We start from the raw sequence: 18919 nt of genomic DNA, 5'->3' as shown, positions 1-18919 counted from the left end.
CATGCCCCGCCCGACTGGTAAGAAATTCGACAAGCGTCGTCAGCAGCAAAACCCGCTCTTCAAGCGCAAGAAGTTCTGCCGCTTCACGGCTGCCGGCGTCGAGCAGATCGACTACAAGGACATCGACACGCTGAAGGACTTCATCGGCGAGAACGGCAAGATCACGCCGGCGCGTCTGACGGGTACCAAGGCGCACTATCAGCGCCAGCTGGACACGGCCATCAAGCGCGCGCGTTTCCTCGCGCTGATGCCGTATACCGATCAGCACAAGGCCTAACCGACGACGCGACAAGGAGCATCCGAATGCAAATCATTCTTCTGGAAAAAGTCGTCAATCTGGGCAACCTCGGCGACATCGTGAAAGTGAAGGACGGCTATGCCCGTAACTTCCTGATCCCGACCCGTCTCGCGCGCCGCGCCACCAAGGCCGCGATCGCCGAATTCGAAGTCCGCCGCGCGGAACTCGAAAAGCTGGCCGCCGAAAAGCTGGCCGCCGCTCAGGCACAGGGCGAAAAGCTCGCGGGCCTGACCGTGCAGATCGCACAGAAGGCCGGCGTCGACGGCCGCCTGTTCGGCTCGGTGACGAACGCCGACATCGCCGAAGCGCTGGGCAAGCAAGGCTTCGTGGTGGAAAAGGCGCAGGTCCGCCTGCCGGAAGGCCCGCTGAAGATGGTCGGCGACCATCCGGTGCAGGTTTCGCTGCACACCGACGTCCTCGTCGACGTGACGGTGTCGGTGCTGGGCGAGCACGTCTAAGCCACGCGCGAGTCGTACGGACCGGCCCGCGCAGCGCGCGGGCCGGCGAAGAGCAGGGGCCGGGAAACCGGCCCCTGTTTTTTTCATTCGCCCGCGCGTTGCACGGTCCTGTCGCGGCGAACCGATTTGCCCGATAATCGCTTTCCATGAACGCACCGTCCAAAGATCCCCAACTCGACTCGCTGAAGGTCCCGCCCCATTCCATCGAGGCCGAGCAATCGGTGCTGGGTGGCCTGCTGCTCGACAACGCGGCATGGGACCGGATCGCCGACTTCCTGTCGCAAGGCGACTTCTACCGGTACGACCACCGCATCATCTACGAGCACATCGGCCGGCTGATTGCGGCGACGCGCCCGGCCGACGTGGTGACCGTGTTCGAGGCGCTCACCACATCCGGCAAGGCCGACGACGTCGGCGGCCTTGCGTACCTGAACGCGCTCGCGCAGAACACCCCGAGCGCGGCCAACATCCGCCGGTACGCGGAAATCGTGCGCGATCGCGCGGTGCTGCGCCGCCTCGTGTCGGTGGCCGACGAGATCTCGGCCGACGCGTTCAATCCGCAGGGCAAGGAAGTCCGGCAACTGCTGGACGAGGCCGAGTCGAAGGTGTTTTCGATTGCCGAGGACGGTGCGCGCGGCACGCAGGGTTTCCTCGAAATCGGACCGCTCCTGACCCAGGTGGTCGAGCGGATCGACACGCTGTATCACACCGCGAATCCGAGCGACGTGACCGGCACGCCGACCGGCTTCGTCGACCTCGACCGGATGACGTCGGGCATGCACGGCGGCGAGCTGATCATCGTCGCGGGACGCCCGTCGATGGGTAAAACGGCGTTCTCGATGAATGTCGGCGAGTACGTCGCGGTCGAGTACGGGTTGCCGGTGGCGGTGTTCTCAATGGAAATGCCGGGCACCCAGCTGACGATGCGGATGCTCGGCTCGGTCGGCCGCCTCGACCAGCACCGCATGCGCACCGGACGCCTGACCGACGAGGACTGGCCGAAGCTCACGCACGCGGTGCAAAAGATGAGCGAGGCGCAGATCTTCATCGACGAGACCGGCGGCCTGAACCCGATGGAGCTGCGCTCGCGCGCGCGGCGGCTCGCACGGCAGTGCGGCAAGCTCGGGCTCATCATTGTCGATTACCTGCAGCTGATGAGCGGTTCGTCGCAGGGCGAGAACCGCGCGACCGAAATCTCCGAAATCTCGCGCTCGCTCAAGAGTCTCGCGAAAGAACTGGATGTGCCGGTGATCGCGCTGTCGCAGCTGAACCGGGGCCTCGAACAGCGGCCAAACAAGCGTCCCGTGATGTCCGACCTGCGTGAATCCGGCGCAATCGAACAGGATGCGGACGTGATCCTGTTCATCTACCGGGACGAAGTCTACAACCCGGACAGCCCGGACAAGGGCACCGCCGAAATCATCATCGGCAAGCAGCGTAACGGGCCGATCGGACCGGTTCGGCTTACGTTCCACGGTCAATACACGAAGTTCGACAACTTCGCCGGCGCACAGAATTTCTACGGCGGCGACTGACGCCGGCGCGGCGGCAGGGCCGCCGCGCGAATCGACGGCTTTCGGCCGCGCACTCTTCTCCTTTCTCCTTGTCATCCGCGCAGGCGCCGCCCGGCAGGCTCGGTGCGCTTGCGCTGCGCGCGTCGTTCGCGGCCGCGGGCGGTGCACTGACCAAAAGTGCCAGTGAATCTGCGTTTTGTGTAGGGACGCCTGCACGGTCCTCGCCTATCGTACTCACCAGACGCGCGATGCTGGAGAGCGGACGCTCCCCGCCCGCTCCCGGCGTCGATCCGTATCGATCCGTGTCGATCCGTATCGGTCCGCATCGGTCCGCATCGATCCGCCGCGAGGAGAACAGCTCGACCCGGACAGTCCTGCGGCCGGCCCGCCTGCAACCGCCGAGGCCGGACTTCGACAGCGGGACGACGCCATCACCGGGAGTCGGGATTAAAGAGGATAACGAAGCAATCACGCGCGGCGCCGGCTTGCCGCCGCGCTGAAACGGAGAGCGGTCCATCCGCCGCGCCAGCGTGGCGCGGCGGGGACCGGACGACACGACAGGTTCGAACCAGACAGACGAAACACATGGAGACAGGCAAATCACACCGACAGACGCAGATCGGCCGATGGAGCGTTCTTGCGCTTCTCGCAATCGGCGTCCTGATTTCGTTCATCGATCGCACCAGCATTTCATCCACGCTGGCCGATCCCGACTTCGTCCGTCACTTTGCGTTGACGGATGTCGATCGCGGCTGGATCAATGCCGCCTTTTTCTGGTCATACGGCGTATTTCAGGTGCCGATGGGCTGGGTGGCCGACCGTTACGGCGTGAAGTGGCCTTACGCGGTCTGTTTTGCGCTCTGGTGCATCGCGACCACGCTGATGGGTGCGGTGACGGCGCTCGAAAGCCTCGTCGTGCTGCGGCTCGTGATCGGCGTCGCCGAGGCGATCGTGATTCCGGCGAGTTATCGCTGGATCCGCCATCACTTCGACGAAAGTCATCACGGTCTTGCGGTCGGCATTCTGGCGATGGGCAACAAGTTCGGGCCGGCGTTCGGCGCGCCGGTTGCGGCGTGGTTCATCGTCCATGCGTCGTGGAAGTTCATGTTCATCGTCACCGGTCTCGTCGGGATGACGTGGCTGCTGCCCTGGCTGCTGCTGGTGCGCAACGACCTTCCGTCGAAAGCCGCGCTGCGGCAGGCGGACCGGCAGGCGCGCTCGGTGACGTTCGCGAGCATCCTGTCGAGCCCGGTGGTCTGGGGCGGCCTGATCACGAACTTCTGCTACGGCTACTTCACGTTCTTCTGCATGACCTGGATGCCGGCGTATCTGGTCGAGCAGCGCGGCCTGTCGATCGGCGAGTCGGGGGTGTTCACGTTCTTCAGCTTCGCGGGCATCGCGATCGTCGCGGCGCTCGCGGGGTGGGCGGCCGACCGGATCGTCGCCGCGGGGCATGCGCCGCTCAGGGTGCGCAAGGCGTTCACGATCGCGGGCTTCGTCGGCGGATGCACGGTGCTGTTCGGCGCCTATGCGCACTCGCTCGACGCGGCGCTGTTCTGGAACGTGCTGTCGCTGTCGCTGCTCGGCATGACGACCGCGAACAACCTCGTGCTGTCGCGCCTCACGCTGATTCCGAAGCAGGCGATCGGTCTGGTCACGGGCGTGCAGCAGATCGCCACGAGTCTGGCGGGCGGCGTTGCCGCGAGCCTGTCGGGCTGGCTGCTGCACGTCGGCGGCAGCTACGACCTGCCGATGAGCGTGATTCTCGTCTTCCTGCTGATCGGCGCAACGGCGACCGCCGTGCTGTTTCGCCCGGAATGGGCGCCGCGCGCGAGCGACACGCGCGCAACGCTGCGCGAGGCGTAGCGCCGCGCCGCGCGACGCGCTCTTGCAGCGCGTTTCCACGCACACACAATCGACGACCCCCGGCGTTGCCGGACGTATCTGACTGGACATCACACATGGCGAAAATTGTATTCGGGATGGCGGTGCCGCACAGCGGCATGCTCGGACAGGCACCGGAGGACTGGCTGAAAAATGGCGAGCGCGACCGCAACAACCCGGAACTGTGGTACCGGAACCGCACCTGGACCTACCCGGAACTCGAAGCGCACCGCGAGGCCGCGTTCGCGAAGTATCTGACGCTCGAGGAGCGTACCGCGCGCGCGGCACGCTGCCGCGCGGCGCTCGACCGGATGGCGGCCGCGTATCGCGATGCGCGCATCGACGTCGCGATCATTCTGGGCAAGGACCAGAAGGAGATTTTCCCCGACTGCTCGCCGTCGATCGCCATCTATTCCGGCGAGGAGGTGCACAACGGGCCGCCGCAGCGCCCCGTCTACGCGCCGGCGCACCACGTCACGCACCGCTGCCATCCGGCGCTGGCGAACTGGCTGATCGGGCATTTCCAGCGCGCGGGCTTCGATCTGACCGATCTGTTCGCATGGCCGGACAACACGTGGATGAAGCCGCTGCCCGACTATCCGGTGGTGCCGCACGCGTACAGCTTCGTGTATCACCAGATCATGGACGACAATCCGCCGCCGCACGTGCCGGTCATCATGAACTGTTTTTATCCGCCGACGCAGCCGTCGATGGCGCGCTGCATCGCGTTCGGACGCGTGCTGCGGGATGCGATCGCCGCGTGGCCCGACGACGTGCGGGTGGGCATCTTCGCATCCGGCGGCCTGTCGCACTTCGTGAACGACGAGGAATTCGATCACCGCATCATGAAGATGCTCGCCGCGTACGACTACGACGGTCTTGCTGCGGTGGACGAGCGCGCGTATCAGTCGGGCACCTCCGAGATCAAGCTCTATGTGAGCGTGATGAAGGCGATGCAGGCGACCGGCGCGCACATGACGCTGGTGGACTACGTGCCGTGCTGGCGCACGCCCGCCGGCACCGGCGAAGGGATGGGCTTCATGTACTGGCGCGCCGGCGAGTAAGGCGCGGCGCGTGCCGCCCGACGCGGCGGCGGGCCGGCCCGTGCGACGTTGCGATGCCGGATCCGCGCGCATCGGGCGGTGGCAGATTCGATGGATGAACAGGGAAAAAAGAGGAGACAGGTACTGTGCATGTTCCAGATGCTTTGAAAAAACTGGTGCCCTGCGTGGCCGTGGCGGGCGCCATCGCCGGTGCGCCGCTCGCTCATGCGGCCGCCGGCGGGAAGAAAGGCGATCTGCTGTTGTACCGCATCGGTCCGGTGACCTCGGTGCTGTATCTAGCCAACGCGGACGGCACCGGCGCGCACCGGCTGCTCAGGAGCGACGGCTTCGATTATCACGCGTCGTTCTCGAAGGACGGGCAGTGGGTCGTATTCACGTCCGAGCGCAACGGTCTCGGCCAGTCGAGCCTGTATCGCGTCAGGGTGAACGGCACGGGGCTTCAGCAGCTCACACACCACATCGCGGTGAGCGACGCGGCGGTCTTTTCGCCGACCGACCCGGACGTGATCGCGTTCGTCTCGTCGCGCCGCGGCAAGGATGGTTTCGGCACGACCAACATCTGGACGCTGAACATCCGGACCGGCGCGCTGCATAACGTCACCGGCGGCATCCGCTTCGATCCGGACAAGCCGCACAGCTTCTTTCGCCCGTCGTGGTCGCCGGACGGCAAGTGGCTTGCGCTGTCCTCGGACATCGGCAGCGACTGGCGCGGCCACAACCTGCCGGTCGGCTGGGAGCGCACGCAGGAAACCAGCATCTACGTGATTCACCCGGACGGCAGCGGCTTCCGGGAGATCGCGACGCGCGCGGGCTATGCGCAGGGTTCGCCTTCGTGGTCGCCGGACGGCACGCATGTGGTGTTCTACGAGACGCCGGTGGAATCGACGTGGGGCGCGCATCGTCCGGAACTCATCAACAAGGTCAGCTCGCAGATCGTGCAGGTGGACGTGGCGACAGGCGAGCGCAAGCCACTGACCGACAGCCCGGGCTTCAAGGTGTTTCCGCAATACCTGAGCGCGACGAACGTCGCGTATCACATCAAGGGCGGCGATCACGAGGGCCTCTATACGACGGCCGGCTACGCGCGCCCGACGGCGGGCAGCGGCATCCGCTCGCCGCGCTACTCGTGGGACGGCACGAAGATGGTCTACGAGAAGATCACGATGCGCCCGGTCCGCGCAAACGGCACGCCGCTGTTCAGCTTCGATCCGCAGTGGAACTACCGCTTCATCGACGTGTTCCCGCAGCTCTCGCGCGACGGCAAGCAGCTCGTCTACACGGAAAAGGCGTTCAATTCGTCGATCGCGATCATGAACACGGACTTTACCGGCTATCGCCGCCTCTACGATGCCTCGACGAGCGGACTCGATCCGAAGATGATCGCCGCGGGTCTGGCCGGCGCGTTCCAGCCGACGTGGTCGCCGGATCGCAAGTGGGTGGCGTTCGGCATCGGCGGCTGGTTCTTCACGCGCGCGTACACGCCGGGCCGCATTGCGCGGATCAGGACCGACGGCAGCATGCACGGCAAGCCCGAGTTCCTGACCGACGGCAAGGAAAACGCCGGCTTCCCGAGCTACTCGCCGGATGGCACGAAGCTCGTCTACCGCGTGTGGAGCGAGACCGACAAGGGGCTGCGCATTCTCGATCTCGCAACCCGCAAGGTCGCGGTGCTGACCACCGAACCGGACAACCTGCCGGACTGGTCGCCGGACGGCAGCAAGATCGTGTTCACGCGCAAGGAAGTCAATCCGGACGATCCGGACCGGTTCCACTATGACGTGTACACGATCCGCCCGGACGGCTCGGACCTGAAGTGCCTGACGACGCCCGGCGCGAACCAGGGGCATGCCACGTGGACGTGGGACGGCCGCATCGCCTACAGCTCCGGCGTCTATGGGTTCCGCGACGAGCTTTCGCTGTACGACAACACGTTTCAGCCCGACGGCCAGGACTGGGTGATGAACGCGGACGGCAGCGATCAGCACGCGATCACCGACACGTTGTGGGAAGAGTCGATGCCGCTCTACGTTCCGAAACAGTAATCCGGCTCCTGTAGTAGCAGTGACTTTGCGCCGTGTCTGTCCGCGGCGCTTTTTTTTGTCCCCGGCCGGTTCGTGCAGCGCCGCGCGACGATTCCGTGCACAGCCGGCGGCGCATCGGCGGGACGCCCGCAAAACGGCAAAACGGCCGCTCGCGACCGTTGCCTCGGGTCGCGAGCGGCCGCCGGTGCCGCGCAGTGTGCCGGATCAGAAGTGGAGTTCCGCCATCAGCATTGGTGCGGAAGTGATCGTGCCCGTCGTCTCGTGCGTGGGCGAGCCGTACATGTGATACCAGTACTCGTAGCCGACGCCCGCATAGACCGTGCGTGGATGTCCCGCGAACGAACCGAGATCGGCCAGCAGCGCGAGACGGGTCAGGAACTCGGTGGTGGTCTGGACGCCGAAGCCGTCCGCGCCTTTCGGCCCGGTAAGGCTCGCGAAGCCGCGGAACACCAGCGGCACGCGGCCCACGCGGAACGGGTAGAGCCACGAGCTTTCGATGTGCCATGCGGGATTGAAGTGCACGTCGACGCCGGTAATGCCGTTGTGATTGCTCTCGGTGCGCACGCCCGCGGTGAGGTTCCAGTAGCCGTGCGGGACGCTGAACTCGACCGTCGGACCGGCCACGAGCATGCGCGCGCGCTCGCCGTAAGCATCGTTCTTGACGCCGAACTCGTAGCCGAGCGTCAGGCCATAGTCGCGGATGAAACCGTAGCCAAGATAGCGGCCGAAGAGCTTGCCGGCGCTCAGTTCGACGCGCCCGACGCTGTACACCTCCTGTGCGCCGCCGTTATCGGGGCCGCCGGCCTCCGGGTTGGCCGCATTCGACACCAGATAGTCGACGTTGAACGCATAGCTCCCGTAGCGGAAGCCGCCGATGGTCGAGAGGTAGCCGACGTTCTGCATCACTGACGAAGGCACGCCCGGGTAATGGAAATTCGTCCCCCAGCGATAACCGATAAACGTGTCGTTCCACACCGCCGGCGGTTCGTCGGATTGCCCGACGGTCTGCGGCGGCGCGGCGCCGTTCGGATCGGCCTGCTGGGTTTGCGGCGGCGCGGACGCGTTGGGCGCGGTCACGCTTTCCTCCGCGTAGCCGAGCCGGATCAGACAGCAATAGAGGGTCACGCCGACGACGGGCGCGCGCAAGGCAACCGGTATGTTTCTCATGTCTCCATCCACTGTGGAATTGATGCTGATAGTCAAGACGTGGTCGTTTCCCGACACTGGAATCCCCGCGGGCGCGATGGCCGGGGCCGCCTGGCGCTACGTATTGCGTGCAGGGGTGAAGCGATGGTAGGGGATGCCCGTGCGCATGCCTTTACACAAAAATCAGATTCGCTGGCACTTTTCGCCGCCACTCAAAAGTGCCAGCGAATCTGACTTTTGTATAAGGACGTGTCGCGGGGGCTCACCTATGCTTGCCTCGGTCGGTGCGGCAGTCACGGTTTCGGCCGGACCACGCAGCCGGCGCGGACGGGATCGGATCGCGCATCCGTCCGACAACAAGACAAAGATTGGAGACTCCATGAAGAGACTGCTTCTCGTCGCATCCGGCATTGCGGCCGCGTGCGCTGTCCCCGCGCATGCCCAGTCGTCGGTCACGCTGTACGGCGTGCTCGACAACAGCATCGAATATCAGAGTGCCGGTTCCGAAGCGGTGGTGCGCGCGGAGTCCGGCGGGTTGTTCGCGAGCCGCTATGGGCTCAAAGGCAGCGAGGACATCGGCGCTGGCCTGCACGTCAACTTTCAGCTGGAACAGGGTTTCAACAGCACGACCGGCGGTGCGTCGAATGCGGCCGATGCGTTCAGCCGGCAAGCCTGGGTCGGGCTGTCGGGCGGGTTCGGCGAAATGCGTTTCGGACTGCAGAATACGCCGCAGTACATCTTCATGAACCCCGAGCTGGACCCGATGGCGGTGATGAGCATCGCGTCGCCGATGAACAGCTTCAACAGTCTGACCGTGCGGGTCAACAATGCGATTTCCTACTTCACGCCGACGATCGCGGGCCTGAGCGCGCAGTTCATGGTCGCGATGCGCGACGGGACGACGAAGCCGTCCAACGGGATGCAGTTCTACAACGCGGCCGTGCGTTACGAGAACGGGCCGCTGCGCGCGGCCGCCGCCTACGAGCAGGCAGCCAACGCGGCGGGCACGTCGATCCTGAAGGTGTTCAACGCCGGATCGTCGCTCGGTGTCGGCGACGCGCGGTTCTATCTCGCGTACCACACGGAGCGGCAAACCGATGACAGCGTGAAGCGCGACGTCTACGAGGCCTCGGCGTCGTACCGGCTGGGTCCGGCGGACCAGTTCGCGCTGATGTACGGCTACGCGCACGATCGCACCGGCAACGAAAACAACGCGCAGCAGGTCGGCGCCGCTTACGAGCACTTCTTCTCGAAGACGACGACGCTGTATGTCGCGGCCGGACTGATCCAGAACCGGAATCAGGCGCAGTTCAGTCTGAACGGCACCGCGTACGCGGGCATCGCCGTTCCGGCCGGCGAGGATACGCGCGGCGTGACGATCGGGCTCGTGCACGCGTTCTGAGCGTGTCGGGGCATGCATGCCGCGCACGCTGCGCGGCGGCCGCGTCCGGGTAATTCGCAGGTCGCGTCTGCCGGCATAGTATGAAAAGATGCAGTCTCTTTTTCCGGTCTCCGGCCGGGGCGATGATGCGATCCGGCGCGCGCCGGACGGGGTGCGGCGACCGGTCGATCGCGGGGTGGCTTGCTCAGTCGATGCGCGGCGCGACATCCGCGCCCCGTGCCGCGCGGTGGCGAACGGCGCACACGACAAGGCCGCGGGCACACCGGCATCAGAAAGGAGACTGTATGACACTTCGCGCGAGGTCGACGAGCCCGCGAGCGCGGGACAGCAACGCGAAGCGCATGACCGTGCCGAAGGTCCGTCTGTACGTCGAGCGGCCTGAAGAAGCGCACTGGTTCGTGCACGTCGGGCACGTCACGGACCGGGGCCGCTGGCGCACCGAACCGCATGCGCATCCCGCCTATGGCCAGGTGATTTTCGTGCGCAACGGCCGCGGCGTGATGAATCTCGAAGGCCGCAGCGTGCCGTTCGAAGGGCCCTGCGCGCTGCTGCTGCCGACCGAATGCGTGCACGGTCTCGACTACGAAGTCGATGTCGACCGCTGGGTCGTCACGATCGAAGAAGCCTACCTCACGCAGGTGAACGCGAAGCTCCCCGAGTTCATCGCGCTTTGGGCGCTGCCGCGCGTGGTGCCGCTCGCGGGGGCGGGCGAGGCCGGCGTCGCGTTTCATGGCCTTGTCGAGCGGCTCAAGCAGGAAGTCGAATCCGATGCGGCGGGGCGCGTCGTGGGCACGGAGGCGCTTGTCACGCTGGTGCTGCTGACGCTGTTGCGGCAGGCGCATCTGGATCGCAGCGGCAACGAGGGCGACACGCGCAACGACATCCGGCTCGTCGATCGCTTCCGCAAGCTGATCGATCAGCACTACCGGGACAACCTGTCGCTGCAGGACTACGCGGCGATGATGGCGGTGTCCCCGGTCCAGTTGCGCGCGGCCTGCGCATCCGCGGCCGAACAAAGCCCGACGAAGATGATCCACGCGCGCATCATCACGGAAGCCAAGCGCAACCTCATATTCGGCAACCTGTCGGTCGAGCAGATTGCGTTCGGGCTCGGCTTTGCCGACGCGGCGTACTTCACGCGCTTCTTTCGCCGCGAGGTCGGCGAGACGCCGAGCCAGTTCCGCGCGGCCGCGCGCCAGCAGCCGCATCGCGGCGGGACCGCGCAGTAGCGCGCGTCGCCTGCCGTCGCGTCGCGCGTCGCGCGCCGCAGCGCCGCGCCCCCAGCGCACCGCGATCAAAAAAGTCCCGGCGAATCGGACTTTTGTGCCGGGACGGCCGGACACGAAACGAATACGCTTGCTCGTGCCGCTGCCGCTGCCGCTGCCGCTGCCGCTGCCGCTGCCGCTGCTGCTGCCGCTGTTGCCGTTGCCGTTGCCGCTGCTGCCGCTGTTGCCGTTGCCGTTGCTGCTGCTGCTGCTGCTGGCCGGTTCCGCGCGGTGCCGTGCCGATGTTGGCTGCGCGTTGGCTGAGCATTCGCTGAGCGTGTGGTGTGCATGTGCCGCACCTTTGCCGCGCCGCCCGGACACGCCGGCAAGCGAGGCCGCGGCGCGCATAGCGGTGCTTCGCGACCTCCGCGCGAGGCGCTGCGGCCTTCAACTCCCTTTTATCTGGACGGATCGTGATGCGGTATGGATTCATCGTGGCAGTCATCGGGCTGACCCTGTCAGCGGGCATCGTCGGCGGATGCGGCAGCGTTCTGGCTGCGCGCGCCGGCGCGCCGACCGAACTCGTCTACGTCGGCACGCAGCAGGCGCGGATTCGCGCGCTGCGTCTGGACGAGACGAGCGGGACGCTGAGCGTGATCGGCACCGTCGCGCAGGGGCCGAAATCGACGTGGCTCCTTCCGCATCCGTTTCTGCCGGTGCTGTATGGCGTCGACGACGACAACACGCACGAGGGCAGCGTCATTGCGTACAAGGTGAATCGCGCAACGGGCGCGCTCGACCGGCTGAACGCGGTCGCGTCCGGCGGACGGGGCACCACGAACCTGACGCTGGACGCGCCGTCGATGACGCTGCTCGCGGCCAACTACGCGAGCGGCTCCGTGTCGAGCGTCGCGCTTGACGCGGACGGGCGCGTCGGCGCGCGCGTGTCCACGATCGCCGAGACCGGGTCCGGCCCGAACCGGCGACGGCAGGCGAGCGCGCACGCGCACAGCGCGGTCGTCGATCCGTCGGGCGGCTACGCGCTGGTGCCCGATCTCGGCGCGGATCGCGTCTTCATCTACCGCTTCGACCGGGCCACTCATGCGTTGTCCGCGGATGCCGTACGCCATCCGCGCCCGTTCGTCGCGCCGCCGGGCAGTGGCCCCCGTCATCTCGTCTTCGGCACGAGCGGACAGTTCGTCTACCTGGTGACCGAACTCAGCGCCGAGGTGATGGTGCTGCGCTGGGAGGCGGCGCACGCGCGTCTGACGCTCGTGCAGACGGTGCCGCTCAGCCGTCCCGGATTCGGCGGCATGAAAAGCGGCGCCGAAATCGCGCTCAGCGCGGACGGGCGATTCGTGTATGCGGAAGACCGCGGCGAAAACGAGCTTGTCGTGTTTCGCGTCGATCCGCGCACCGGCATGCTCGCGCAGATCCAGCGCACGGGCGCGGGCGGCGACTACCCGTGGAGCTTCAGCATCGATCCGTCCGGCACGTGGCTGCTGGTTGCGAACCAGCGCAGCGGCAACGTCAGCGAGTTTCGCATCGATGCCGCGTCCGGCAAGCTGATCGACACGGGCGAATCGGTCGCGATGCCGACGCCGGTCAGCATTGCGTTTCTGAAGTAACGCTTGCTCCGTGGTTCGCTGCGCGCAACGCGCAGGCCACGGGACCGTCTCGCGCCGCCCCCCCGCGCTTGCCTTGCAGGCGCGCGCGGCGCGGGCCGCGCGGCTGGCAGCACGCGCCGGCCGACACCCATGCCCGCCACGAGGCGTTCCCGGTGGCGGCGCCCATCGTCCGCACCCTCCGTGCTTTCCGCTAGAATCCCGTCTGTCACATGCAGGTCACATGCAGGTCACATGGGCGTCACATGTCGGTCATGCCGTGCCGCAGCGCGCGCGGCGTCGCGGGCCATGCGTCGTTTTTGCATGCAACGCATTGAATATAAACGAGAAATATTCTCAACGGGAAGCCAATGTTCGGTCGATTCATGCCCACTGAGGGTAAGTTTTTTGAAATCTTTAACGAGCATGCCACGTGCATTGTGTCCGCGAGCCGTGAGCTCGAGTTGCTGATCGACAACCTGCCGCAGGCCGAGACCCACAAGCAGAACGTGCAGAAGGCCGAAAAAGCGGCCGACCGGCTCACGCATGAAGTGATCGACCTGCTGCACAAGACGTTCATCACGCCGCTCGACCGCGACGAGATCCACAAGCTGATCACGACGATGGACGACATTCTCGACCTGCTGGAGGACGTCGCCACCGCGATCTCGCTGTACGACGTGCAGGCGGTCACCTCCGAGGCGAGCCAGCTCGCGCACATCTGCACCGCGACCTGCGAGCACGTGCAGTCGGCGGTCCGGCTGCTGTCGGACATGAAGCAGGCGCGGCAGATCCTGGCGGCCTGCGAGGAGATCGACCGGCTCGAATCGGAAGCCGACCGCGTGCTGCGCGCGGCGATGTCGAAGCTCTTTCGCGAAGAAGACAACGTCAAGACCGTGATCAAGCTCAAGGCGATCTACGAACTGCTGGAGACCGTCACGGACAAATGCGAGGACGTGGCGAACATCATCGAAGGCATCGTGCTGGAAAACGCATAATGCAGTCGATTCAGCTCGCTCTCTGGACGGTCGGACTGCTGGTCGCCGTCTCGCTCGTGTTCGACTTCCTGAACGGCTTTCATGACGCGGCGAACTCGATCGCCACCGTCGTGTCGACCGGCGTGCTCAAGCCGCAGCAGGCGGTGGCATTCGCGGCCGCGTTCAACGTGATCGCGTATTTCATCTTCCACCTGAAAGTCGCGGCGACGGTCGGCAAGGGCACGATCGATCCGGGCATCGTCGATCACTATGTGGTGTTCGGCGCGCTGGTCGGCGCGATCGGCTGGAACATCGTCACCTGGCACTACGGGATTCCGTCGAGTTCGTCGCATGCGCTGATCGGCGGGCTCGTCGGCTCGGCGCTCGCGAAGTCCGGCTGGCACGCGCTGAACTTCGACGGGCTGATGAAGACCGTGGCGTTCATCATCCTGTCGCCGCTGCTCGGCTTCGTGCTCGGCTCATGCTTCATGCTGGCGGTGTCGTGGCTCTACTTCCGCACGCCGCCGAGCCGGGTGGACCGCCGTTTCAGGCGGCTGCAGCTGATTTCGGCGGGGCTGTACAGCCTCGGCCACGGCGGCAACGACGCGCAGAAGACGATCGGCATCATCTGGATGCTGCTGATCGCGACCGGCTATGCGTCCTCTGGCGCCGACGCGCCGCCGGTGTGGGTGATCGGCGCGTGTTATCTGTCGATGGGGCTCGGCACGCTGTTCGGCGGCTGGCGCATCGTGCGCACGATGGGGCAGAAGATCACGCACCTGAAACCGGTCGGCGGTTTCTGCGCGGAGTCGGGTGGGGCGATCACGCTTTTTATCGCGTCGTTCCTCGGCATTCCGGTATCCACCACCCACACGATCACCGGCGCGATTGTCGGCGTCGGCGCGACCCGCAAGCTGAGCGCGGTGCGCTGGGGCGTGGCCGGCAACATCGTGTGGGCCTGGATCCTGACGATTCCCGCATCGGCGGCGCTGGCCGCCGCCGGCTGGTGGCTCGGCCACCGCTTCCTGTGAGCGCCGGCGCGCGGCTCAGATGAGCGGCGCGCTGCAGCCGTCCATCGGCACGATCGCGCCGCTCACGTAGCTGGCGCGGCGGCTCGCGAGGAACAGCGCGACATCGGCGATCTCCTCGGGTTTCGCGTAGCGTCCGAGCGGCACTTTCGCTTCGCCGCTCGCGCGCGCGGCGGCGACATCCACGCCCGCCCGGTCGGCCTCGAGCTTCAGCGCCTCCTCGACGCGCTCGGTCAGCGTCGCCCCCGGGTTGATCGCGTTGATGCGGATGCCGTAGCGCGCGTAGTAGTGCGCGAGTCCGACGGTGGCGAGCATCAGCGCCGCATTGGCCGCGCCGCCTGCAATGTGGATGTCGCTCGCGACCTTGCCGCCCATGCCGATGATGTTGACGATCGTCCCCGGCTGCGCGGCCTCCCCCGACTTCACGCGCTCGACCATGCGCCGCAGCACCTCCTGCTGCGGGTAGATGTACGGAAAGTATTTCGCGTCCATCGTCGCGCGGAAGGCGGCCGCGTCGAGCGTTTCCGGATCGTAGCGGCGCGCGGCGCCCGCGCTGTTGACGAGCACGTCGATCGGGCCGAGCGCATTCCACACTTCTTCGACGACGTCGGCCGCGCCGTGCGGCTCGTGCAGGTCGGCGCGCGCCAGATGCACGCGCAGGCCGGCGCTCGCCAGTTGCTCGCGCGCGCGGGCCAGATTGGCGGGATCGCGCGAGACGATCGCCACCTTCGCGCCCTCGGCGCCGAACGCGTGCGCGCACGCGAGCCCGATCCCTTTGCTGCCGCCCGTGACGAGCACCACCTTGTCCTTCAGCCCCAGCTCCATGATCACCCTCGCGGTCGCACCGATACGCCAGACGATAGCAGATCGCGCGAACGGGCGCGGGCCGCGCGCGGGTGTGCGGGTGCGTCGTCGCGTAGGCCCGGGCCCGGCGCAGGCGGGCGAGGGGCGAGGGACGAGGGCGAGGACGAGGACGAGGACGAGGACGAGGGCGAGGAACAGACGAAAAACGGGCGTACAACACGCCGCGGCGCGCGGATATCACTGGCTGTTGGCGAAGCGCGCGATCGGATCGTCGTCGGTTTGCGTGGGCGCCGGGAGCGCGGACGAGCGCGTCGACGCGCGGATGATCCGCACCGTGCCCGTCTGTGCAGCGTCGGGCTCGATGACGGGCGCCGTGGCAGGCGCGGACGGCGGCGCGACATACGCATTGGCGGCCGCATCGATTGGGTCGGCGGCTTGCGCAGCGCTTGCCGTGCCGTCGGCGTCGACGCTGGCGCCGGCGTTGACGTTGGCCTGGAGGCGCGCGGCGGCCATGTCGGGCGAAGTGCTGCCCGGCGTCGTCGCGCCGGCTTCGCGCGCTTGCCATTGCGCGGCACGCAGCGTCGCCGGAGGCGGCTCGAACGCGTCGGCACCGGTCGCTGCCGGGGGCGCGCTGCGGGCGGCGACAGGGGCGCCAGGAGGAAGAGCGGCGACATCGGCGGCAGGCGCAGGCGCAGGCGCGGCCGCGGCAGGGGCAGGGGCGACGACCGGCGCCGTCCGCGCATCGGCGAGCGCCGGCGCAGGCGAGGTCGTCTCCGCCGCACCCTGCGACGGCGCGGGCACTGGCGTCGCGGCCTGGTAGACCGGCGTGTCGAACGGCGTCGGCAGATGCTGCGGCGGCGCGACGCGCCGGATGCCGTCGAAATGGCGCGCCCAATACGGATTGTTCAGATAATCGATGCGCACCGTGCCGCCCGTCGACGGCGCGTCGACGAAGCGCAGCTTGCCGACATAGATGCCGACGTGCGAATGCGGCCGGCCGTCGGTATCGAAGAACACGAGATCGCCTGAGGCGATCTCGTCGGGCTGGATCGGCACGCCGGTCACGCTCAACTGCGCGGTGGTGCGCGGCAGCTCGATCGATGCCGCCCGCGCGACGACGTAGCGAACGAGCCCGCTGCAATCGAAGCCGCTTTCAGGCGTATTGCCGCCCCAGCGGTACGGGACGCCGACAAGACCCATCGCCTCGATCGAAATCTCCTCGCGCCCGATGCTGTGATCGACGAAATCCGGAAAGCCGCGCGGCACCGTGCGGTAAGCGTTGCCCGGCTTCCACGCATAGCCGCCCGCGCTGCGCGACGCGCGCGGCGGTGCGCTGGAGCACGCAGCGAGCAGCAGCAGGATCAGCAGCGAGAACCCGAGTCGGCGCATGCAGGCAAGGCGGGCGTAAGCAACCGCTTAAGGCAGGGGATGTCGCGATGGTAGCCGGTGCGCCGGGGCTTCGGCAAGCAAAGTTAATCAATTACTTGAAGTTCGCGCGCTAACTGTTGCCTTTGCGCGGCTTGAGCGGTCCGGCGCGCGCGCAAGAAAAAACCGCGTCCGGCGGGAAGCGGGACGCGGTTGTCGGGGGCGCGCGGCGCGGGGCCGGGGCCGGCTACAGGATGTCGGACGCGTAATCGGCGAGCCGCGAGCGTTCGCCGCGCGCGAGCGTCACGTGGCCGCTATGCGCCCAGCCCTTGAAGCGGTCCACCACGTAGGTGAGCCCCGAGCTGCCTTCGGTCAGGTACGGCGTGTCGATCTGCGCGATGTTGCCGAGGCAGATGATCTTCGTGCCCGGACCGGCGCGCGTGACGAGCGTCTTCATCTGCTTGGGCGTGAGGTTCTGCGCCTCGTCGATGATCAGGTACTTGTCGACGAACGTGCGCCCGCGCATGAAGTTCATGCTCTTGATCTTCAGGCGCGAGCGGATCAGTTCCTGCGTCGCGGCGCGCCCCCATTCGCCGGCGGCGTCGTCGGTCTTCTGCAGCACTTCGAGGTTGTCGTCGAAGGCGCCCATCCACGGCTGCATCTTCTCTTCCTCGGTGCCCGGCAGAAAGCCGATGTCCTCGCCGACCGGCACCGTCGCGCGCGTGACGATGATCTCGTTGTAGCGCTTGTCGTCGAGCACCTGCGCGAGCCCCGCCGCGAGCGCGACGAGCGTCTTGCCGGTGCCGGCCTGGCCGAGCAGCGTGACGAAATCGATCTCGGGATTCATCAGCAGGTTCAGCGCGAAATTCTGCTCGCGGTTGCGCGCGGTGATGCCCCACACGTTGTTCTTGTGGTGACCGTAGTCGCGTAGCGTCTGCAGCAGCGCCGTCTTGCCGTTGATCTCGCGCACCAGCGCATGGAACGCGGGCTCGCCGTTCTGCGGCTCCAGATAGACGAACTCGTTGACGAGCATCGACGCGCACAGCGGACCGGTCACGCGGTAGTAGGTGGTACCGGTCTTGGTGTCCTGCCAGCTTTCCATGCCCTTCGCGTGGCGGGCCCAGAAGTCTTGCGGCAGCGCGCGGATGCCGCTGTAGAGCAGGTCCTTGTCTTCGAGGACCTGGTCGTTGAAATAGTCCTCCGCGGGCAGACCGAGCGCATGCGCCTTGATGCGCATGTTGATGTCCTTCGACACCAGCACGACCTGGCGGTCCGCCCGCTCGCGCTGCAGCGCCCGCACGACGCCGAGGATCTGGTTGTCCGCCTTGCCTTGCGGCAGGCCTTCGACAGGCTCGATGTCGGTCAGCGTGGTCTGGAAGTACAGGCGTCCGGCGGCTTCGCGGCTGCCGAGGCGCGACAGCGGAATGCCCTCGGCGATGCCGCCCGCGTTGGCCACCAGCGAATCGAGCGTGCGGCTCACCTGGCGTGCGTTGCGCGCGACCTCCGACATCCCCTTCTTGTGGTTGTCGAGCTCCTCGAGCGTCATCATCGGCAGATAGACGTCGTGCTCCTCGAAGCGGAACAGGCACGTCGGATCGTGCATCAGCACGTTCGTGTCGAGCACGAAGAGCTTGCGGACCTCCGCTTCGACGGCCGCGCCCGTGCGCCGCTTCGTCGTGCCGCGCGGTTTGTCGGCGGGCGCAGCGGCCACTGCTGCGGCCGGCTCCTTGCCGGCCCGGGCGACCACGGGTTCCGCTGCCGCTGTGTCGCGTGCCGCGGCCGGGGCCGGGGCGACCGGCTGCAGCAGGGCCGCGGTCTGGCGCGTTTTGCGGCCGCGGGCGGGCGCGGCGGCTTCGGCGCCGTCCGCGCGTTCGGCGGCGACCGGACGCAGCGTGGTGGCCGCGTTGGCGGCCGGCACCATCGGCGCCGCGACGCTGCCCGGCTGGCCGTAATCGGCGGTCTCCGCCTGGGCGGCGGCGCTTTGCTTGCGGGCGCCGCGCGTCGGCGTGGCCCGGGCGGTGTATTCGTCAGGCGACAACAGGTTGCCGAGCTTGCTGGGTGCGGTAGGCAAAGGCATGGTTTCCCTCGGGAAAAACGGGTCGCATATCGTGCGCCGCCTGTCGCATCC

At 67.0% G+C, this 18919-nt stretch carries 15 protein-coding genes; 11 read left to right on the top strand and 4 right to left on the bottom strand.

Annotated elements, in window-relative coordinates:
• Window position 1 precedes the first annotated feature (1 nt).
• The 6 genes from rpsR to AC3AP7_RS09125 all read left to right on the top strand — a co-directional run bounded on the left by rpsR (window position 2) and on the right by AC3AP7_RS09125 (window position 7260).
• Complete coding sequence (gene rpsR / locus AC3AP7_RS09150; RefSeq protein ID WP_012400321.1) at window positions 2-277, top strand: 30S ribosomal protein S18; 276 nt, start codon at window positions 2-4, stop codon at window positions 275-277.
• A gap of 26 nt (window positions 278-303) precedes the next feature.
• Entirely contained in the window at window positions 304-756 is a 453-nt protein-coding gene (gene rplI, locus AC3AP7_RS09145; protein ID WP_475763788.1) for a 50S ribosomal protein L9, read from the top strand.
• A 146-nt stretch (window positions 757-902) separates the two neighbouring features.
• A complete protein-coding gene (locus tag AC3AP7_RS09140) occupies window positions 903-2291 on the top strand; it encodes a replicative DNA helicase (protein ID WP_475763790.1) in 1389 nt (462 codons plus the stop codon).
• A 564-nt stretch (window positions 2292-2855) separates the two neighbouring features.
• Complete coding sequence (locus AC3AP7_RS09135; RefSeq protein ID WP_475763792.1) at window positions 2856-4136, top strand: MFS transporter; 1281 nt, start codon at window positions 2856-2858, stop codon at window positions 4134-4136.
• Between the two features lie 95 nt (window positions 4137-4231).
• On the top strand, window positions 4232-5218 hold the full coding sequence (locus AC3AP7_RS09130) for a DODA-type extradiol aromatic ring-opening family dioxygenase (RefSeq protein ID WP_475763794.1): 987 nt from the start codon (window positions 4232-4234) through the stop codon (window positions 5216-5218).
• Between the two features lie 143 nt (window positions 5219-5361).
• Window positions 5362-7260: a hypothetical protein gene (locus tag AC3AP7_RS09125; protein ID WP_475763796.1), complete on the top strand. Its 1899-nt coding sequence runs from the start codon at window positions 5362-5364 to the stop codon at window positions 7258-7260.
• A 204-nt stretch (window positions 7261-7464) separates the two neighbouring features.
• On the opposite strand, the gene AC3AP7_RS09120 is transcribed toward AC3AP7_RS09125, so the two are convergent.
• Window positions 7465-8427, bottom strand: a complete 963-nt coding sequence (locus AC3AP7_RS09120) for a hypothetical protein (protein ID WP_475763798.1) — start codon at window positions 8425-8427, stop codon at window positions 7465-7467.
• Between the two features lie 358 nt (window positions 8428-8785).
• Here AC3AP7_RS09120 and AC3AP7_RS09115 point away from each other — a divergent pair, with 358 nt between their 5' ends.
• The 5 genes from AC3AP7_RS09115 (at window position 8786) to AC3AP7_RS09095 (ending at window position 14625) form a co-directional block, all read left to right on the top strand.
• Window positions 8786-9808: a porin gene (locus tag AC3AP7_RS09115; RefSeq protein ID WP_475763800.1), complete on the top strand. Its 1023-nt coding sequence runs from the start codon at window positions 8786-8788 to the stop codon at window positions 9806-9808.
• Between the two features lie 341 nt (window positions 9809-10149).
• A complete protein-coding gene (locus AC3AP7_RS09110) occupies window positions 10150-11037 on the top strand; it encodes a helix-turn-helix domain-containing protein (RefSeq protein WP_488324811.1) in 888 nt (295 codons plus the stop codon).
• 470 nt (window positions 11038-11507) lie between these two features.
• On the top strand, window positions 11508-12641 hold the full coding sequence (locus AC3AP7_RS09105) for a lactonase family protein (protein ID WP_475763804.1): 1134 nt from the start codon (window positions 11508-11510) through the stop codon (window positions 12639-12641).
• A 347-nt stretch (window positions 12642-12988) separates the two neighbouring features.
• Entirely contained in the window at window positions 12989-13615 is a 627-nt protein-coding gene (locus AC3AP7_RS09100; RefSeq protein WP_475763805.1) for a DUF47 domain-containing protein, read from the top strand.
• A complete protein-coding gene (locus tag AC3AP7_RS09095) occupies window positions 13615-14625 on the top strand; it encodes an inorganic phosphate transporter (RefSeq protein WP_475763807.1) in 1011 nt (336 codons plus the stop codon). Before AC3AP7_RS09100 ends, AC3AP7_RS09095 begins: the two co-directional genes overlap by 1 nt.
• Before the next feature lie 15 nt (window positions 14626-14640).
• On the opposite strand, the gene AC3AP7_RS09090 is transcribed toward AC3AP7_RS09095, so the two are convergent.
• The 3 genes from AC3AP7_RS09090 to AC3AP7_RS09080 form a co-directional block, all read right to left on the bottom strand.
• Complete coding sequence (locus AC3AP7_RS09090; protein ID WP_475763809.1) at window positions 14641-15447, bottom strand: SDR family NAD(P)-dependent oxidoreductase; 807 nt, start codon at window positions 15445-15447, stop codon at window positions 14641-14643.
• Window positions 15448-15663: 216 nt separating this feature from the next.
• On the bottom strand, window positions 15664-16815 hold the full coding sequence (locus AC3AP7_RS09085; protein ID WP_475763811.1) for a C40 family peptidase: 1152 nt from the start codon (window positions 16813-16815) through the stop codon (window positions 15664-15666).
• Between the two features lie 223 nt (window positions 16816-17038).
• Window positions 17039-18868 carry a PhoH family protein gene (locus tag AC3AP7_RS09080; protein ID WP_475763812.1) on the bottom strand — a complete coding sequence of 610 codons (1830 nt, stop codon included), beginning with the start codon at window positions 18866-18868 and terminating at the stop codon, window positions 17039-17041.
• Window positions 18869-18919: the final 51 nt, after the last annotated feature.

This window comes from Paraburkholderia sp. PAMB 6770 (genome assembly GCF_057748135.1).
Note: the sequence above shows the minus strand (reverse complement) of the source record. Positions and strands in the feature narration are given on the sequence as shown.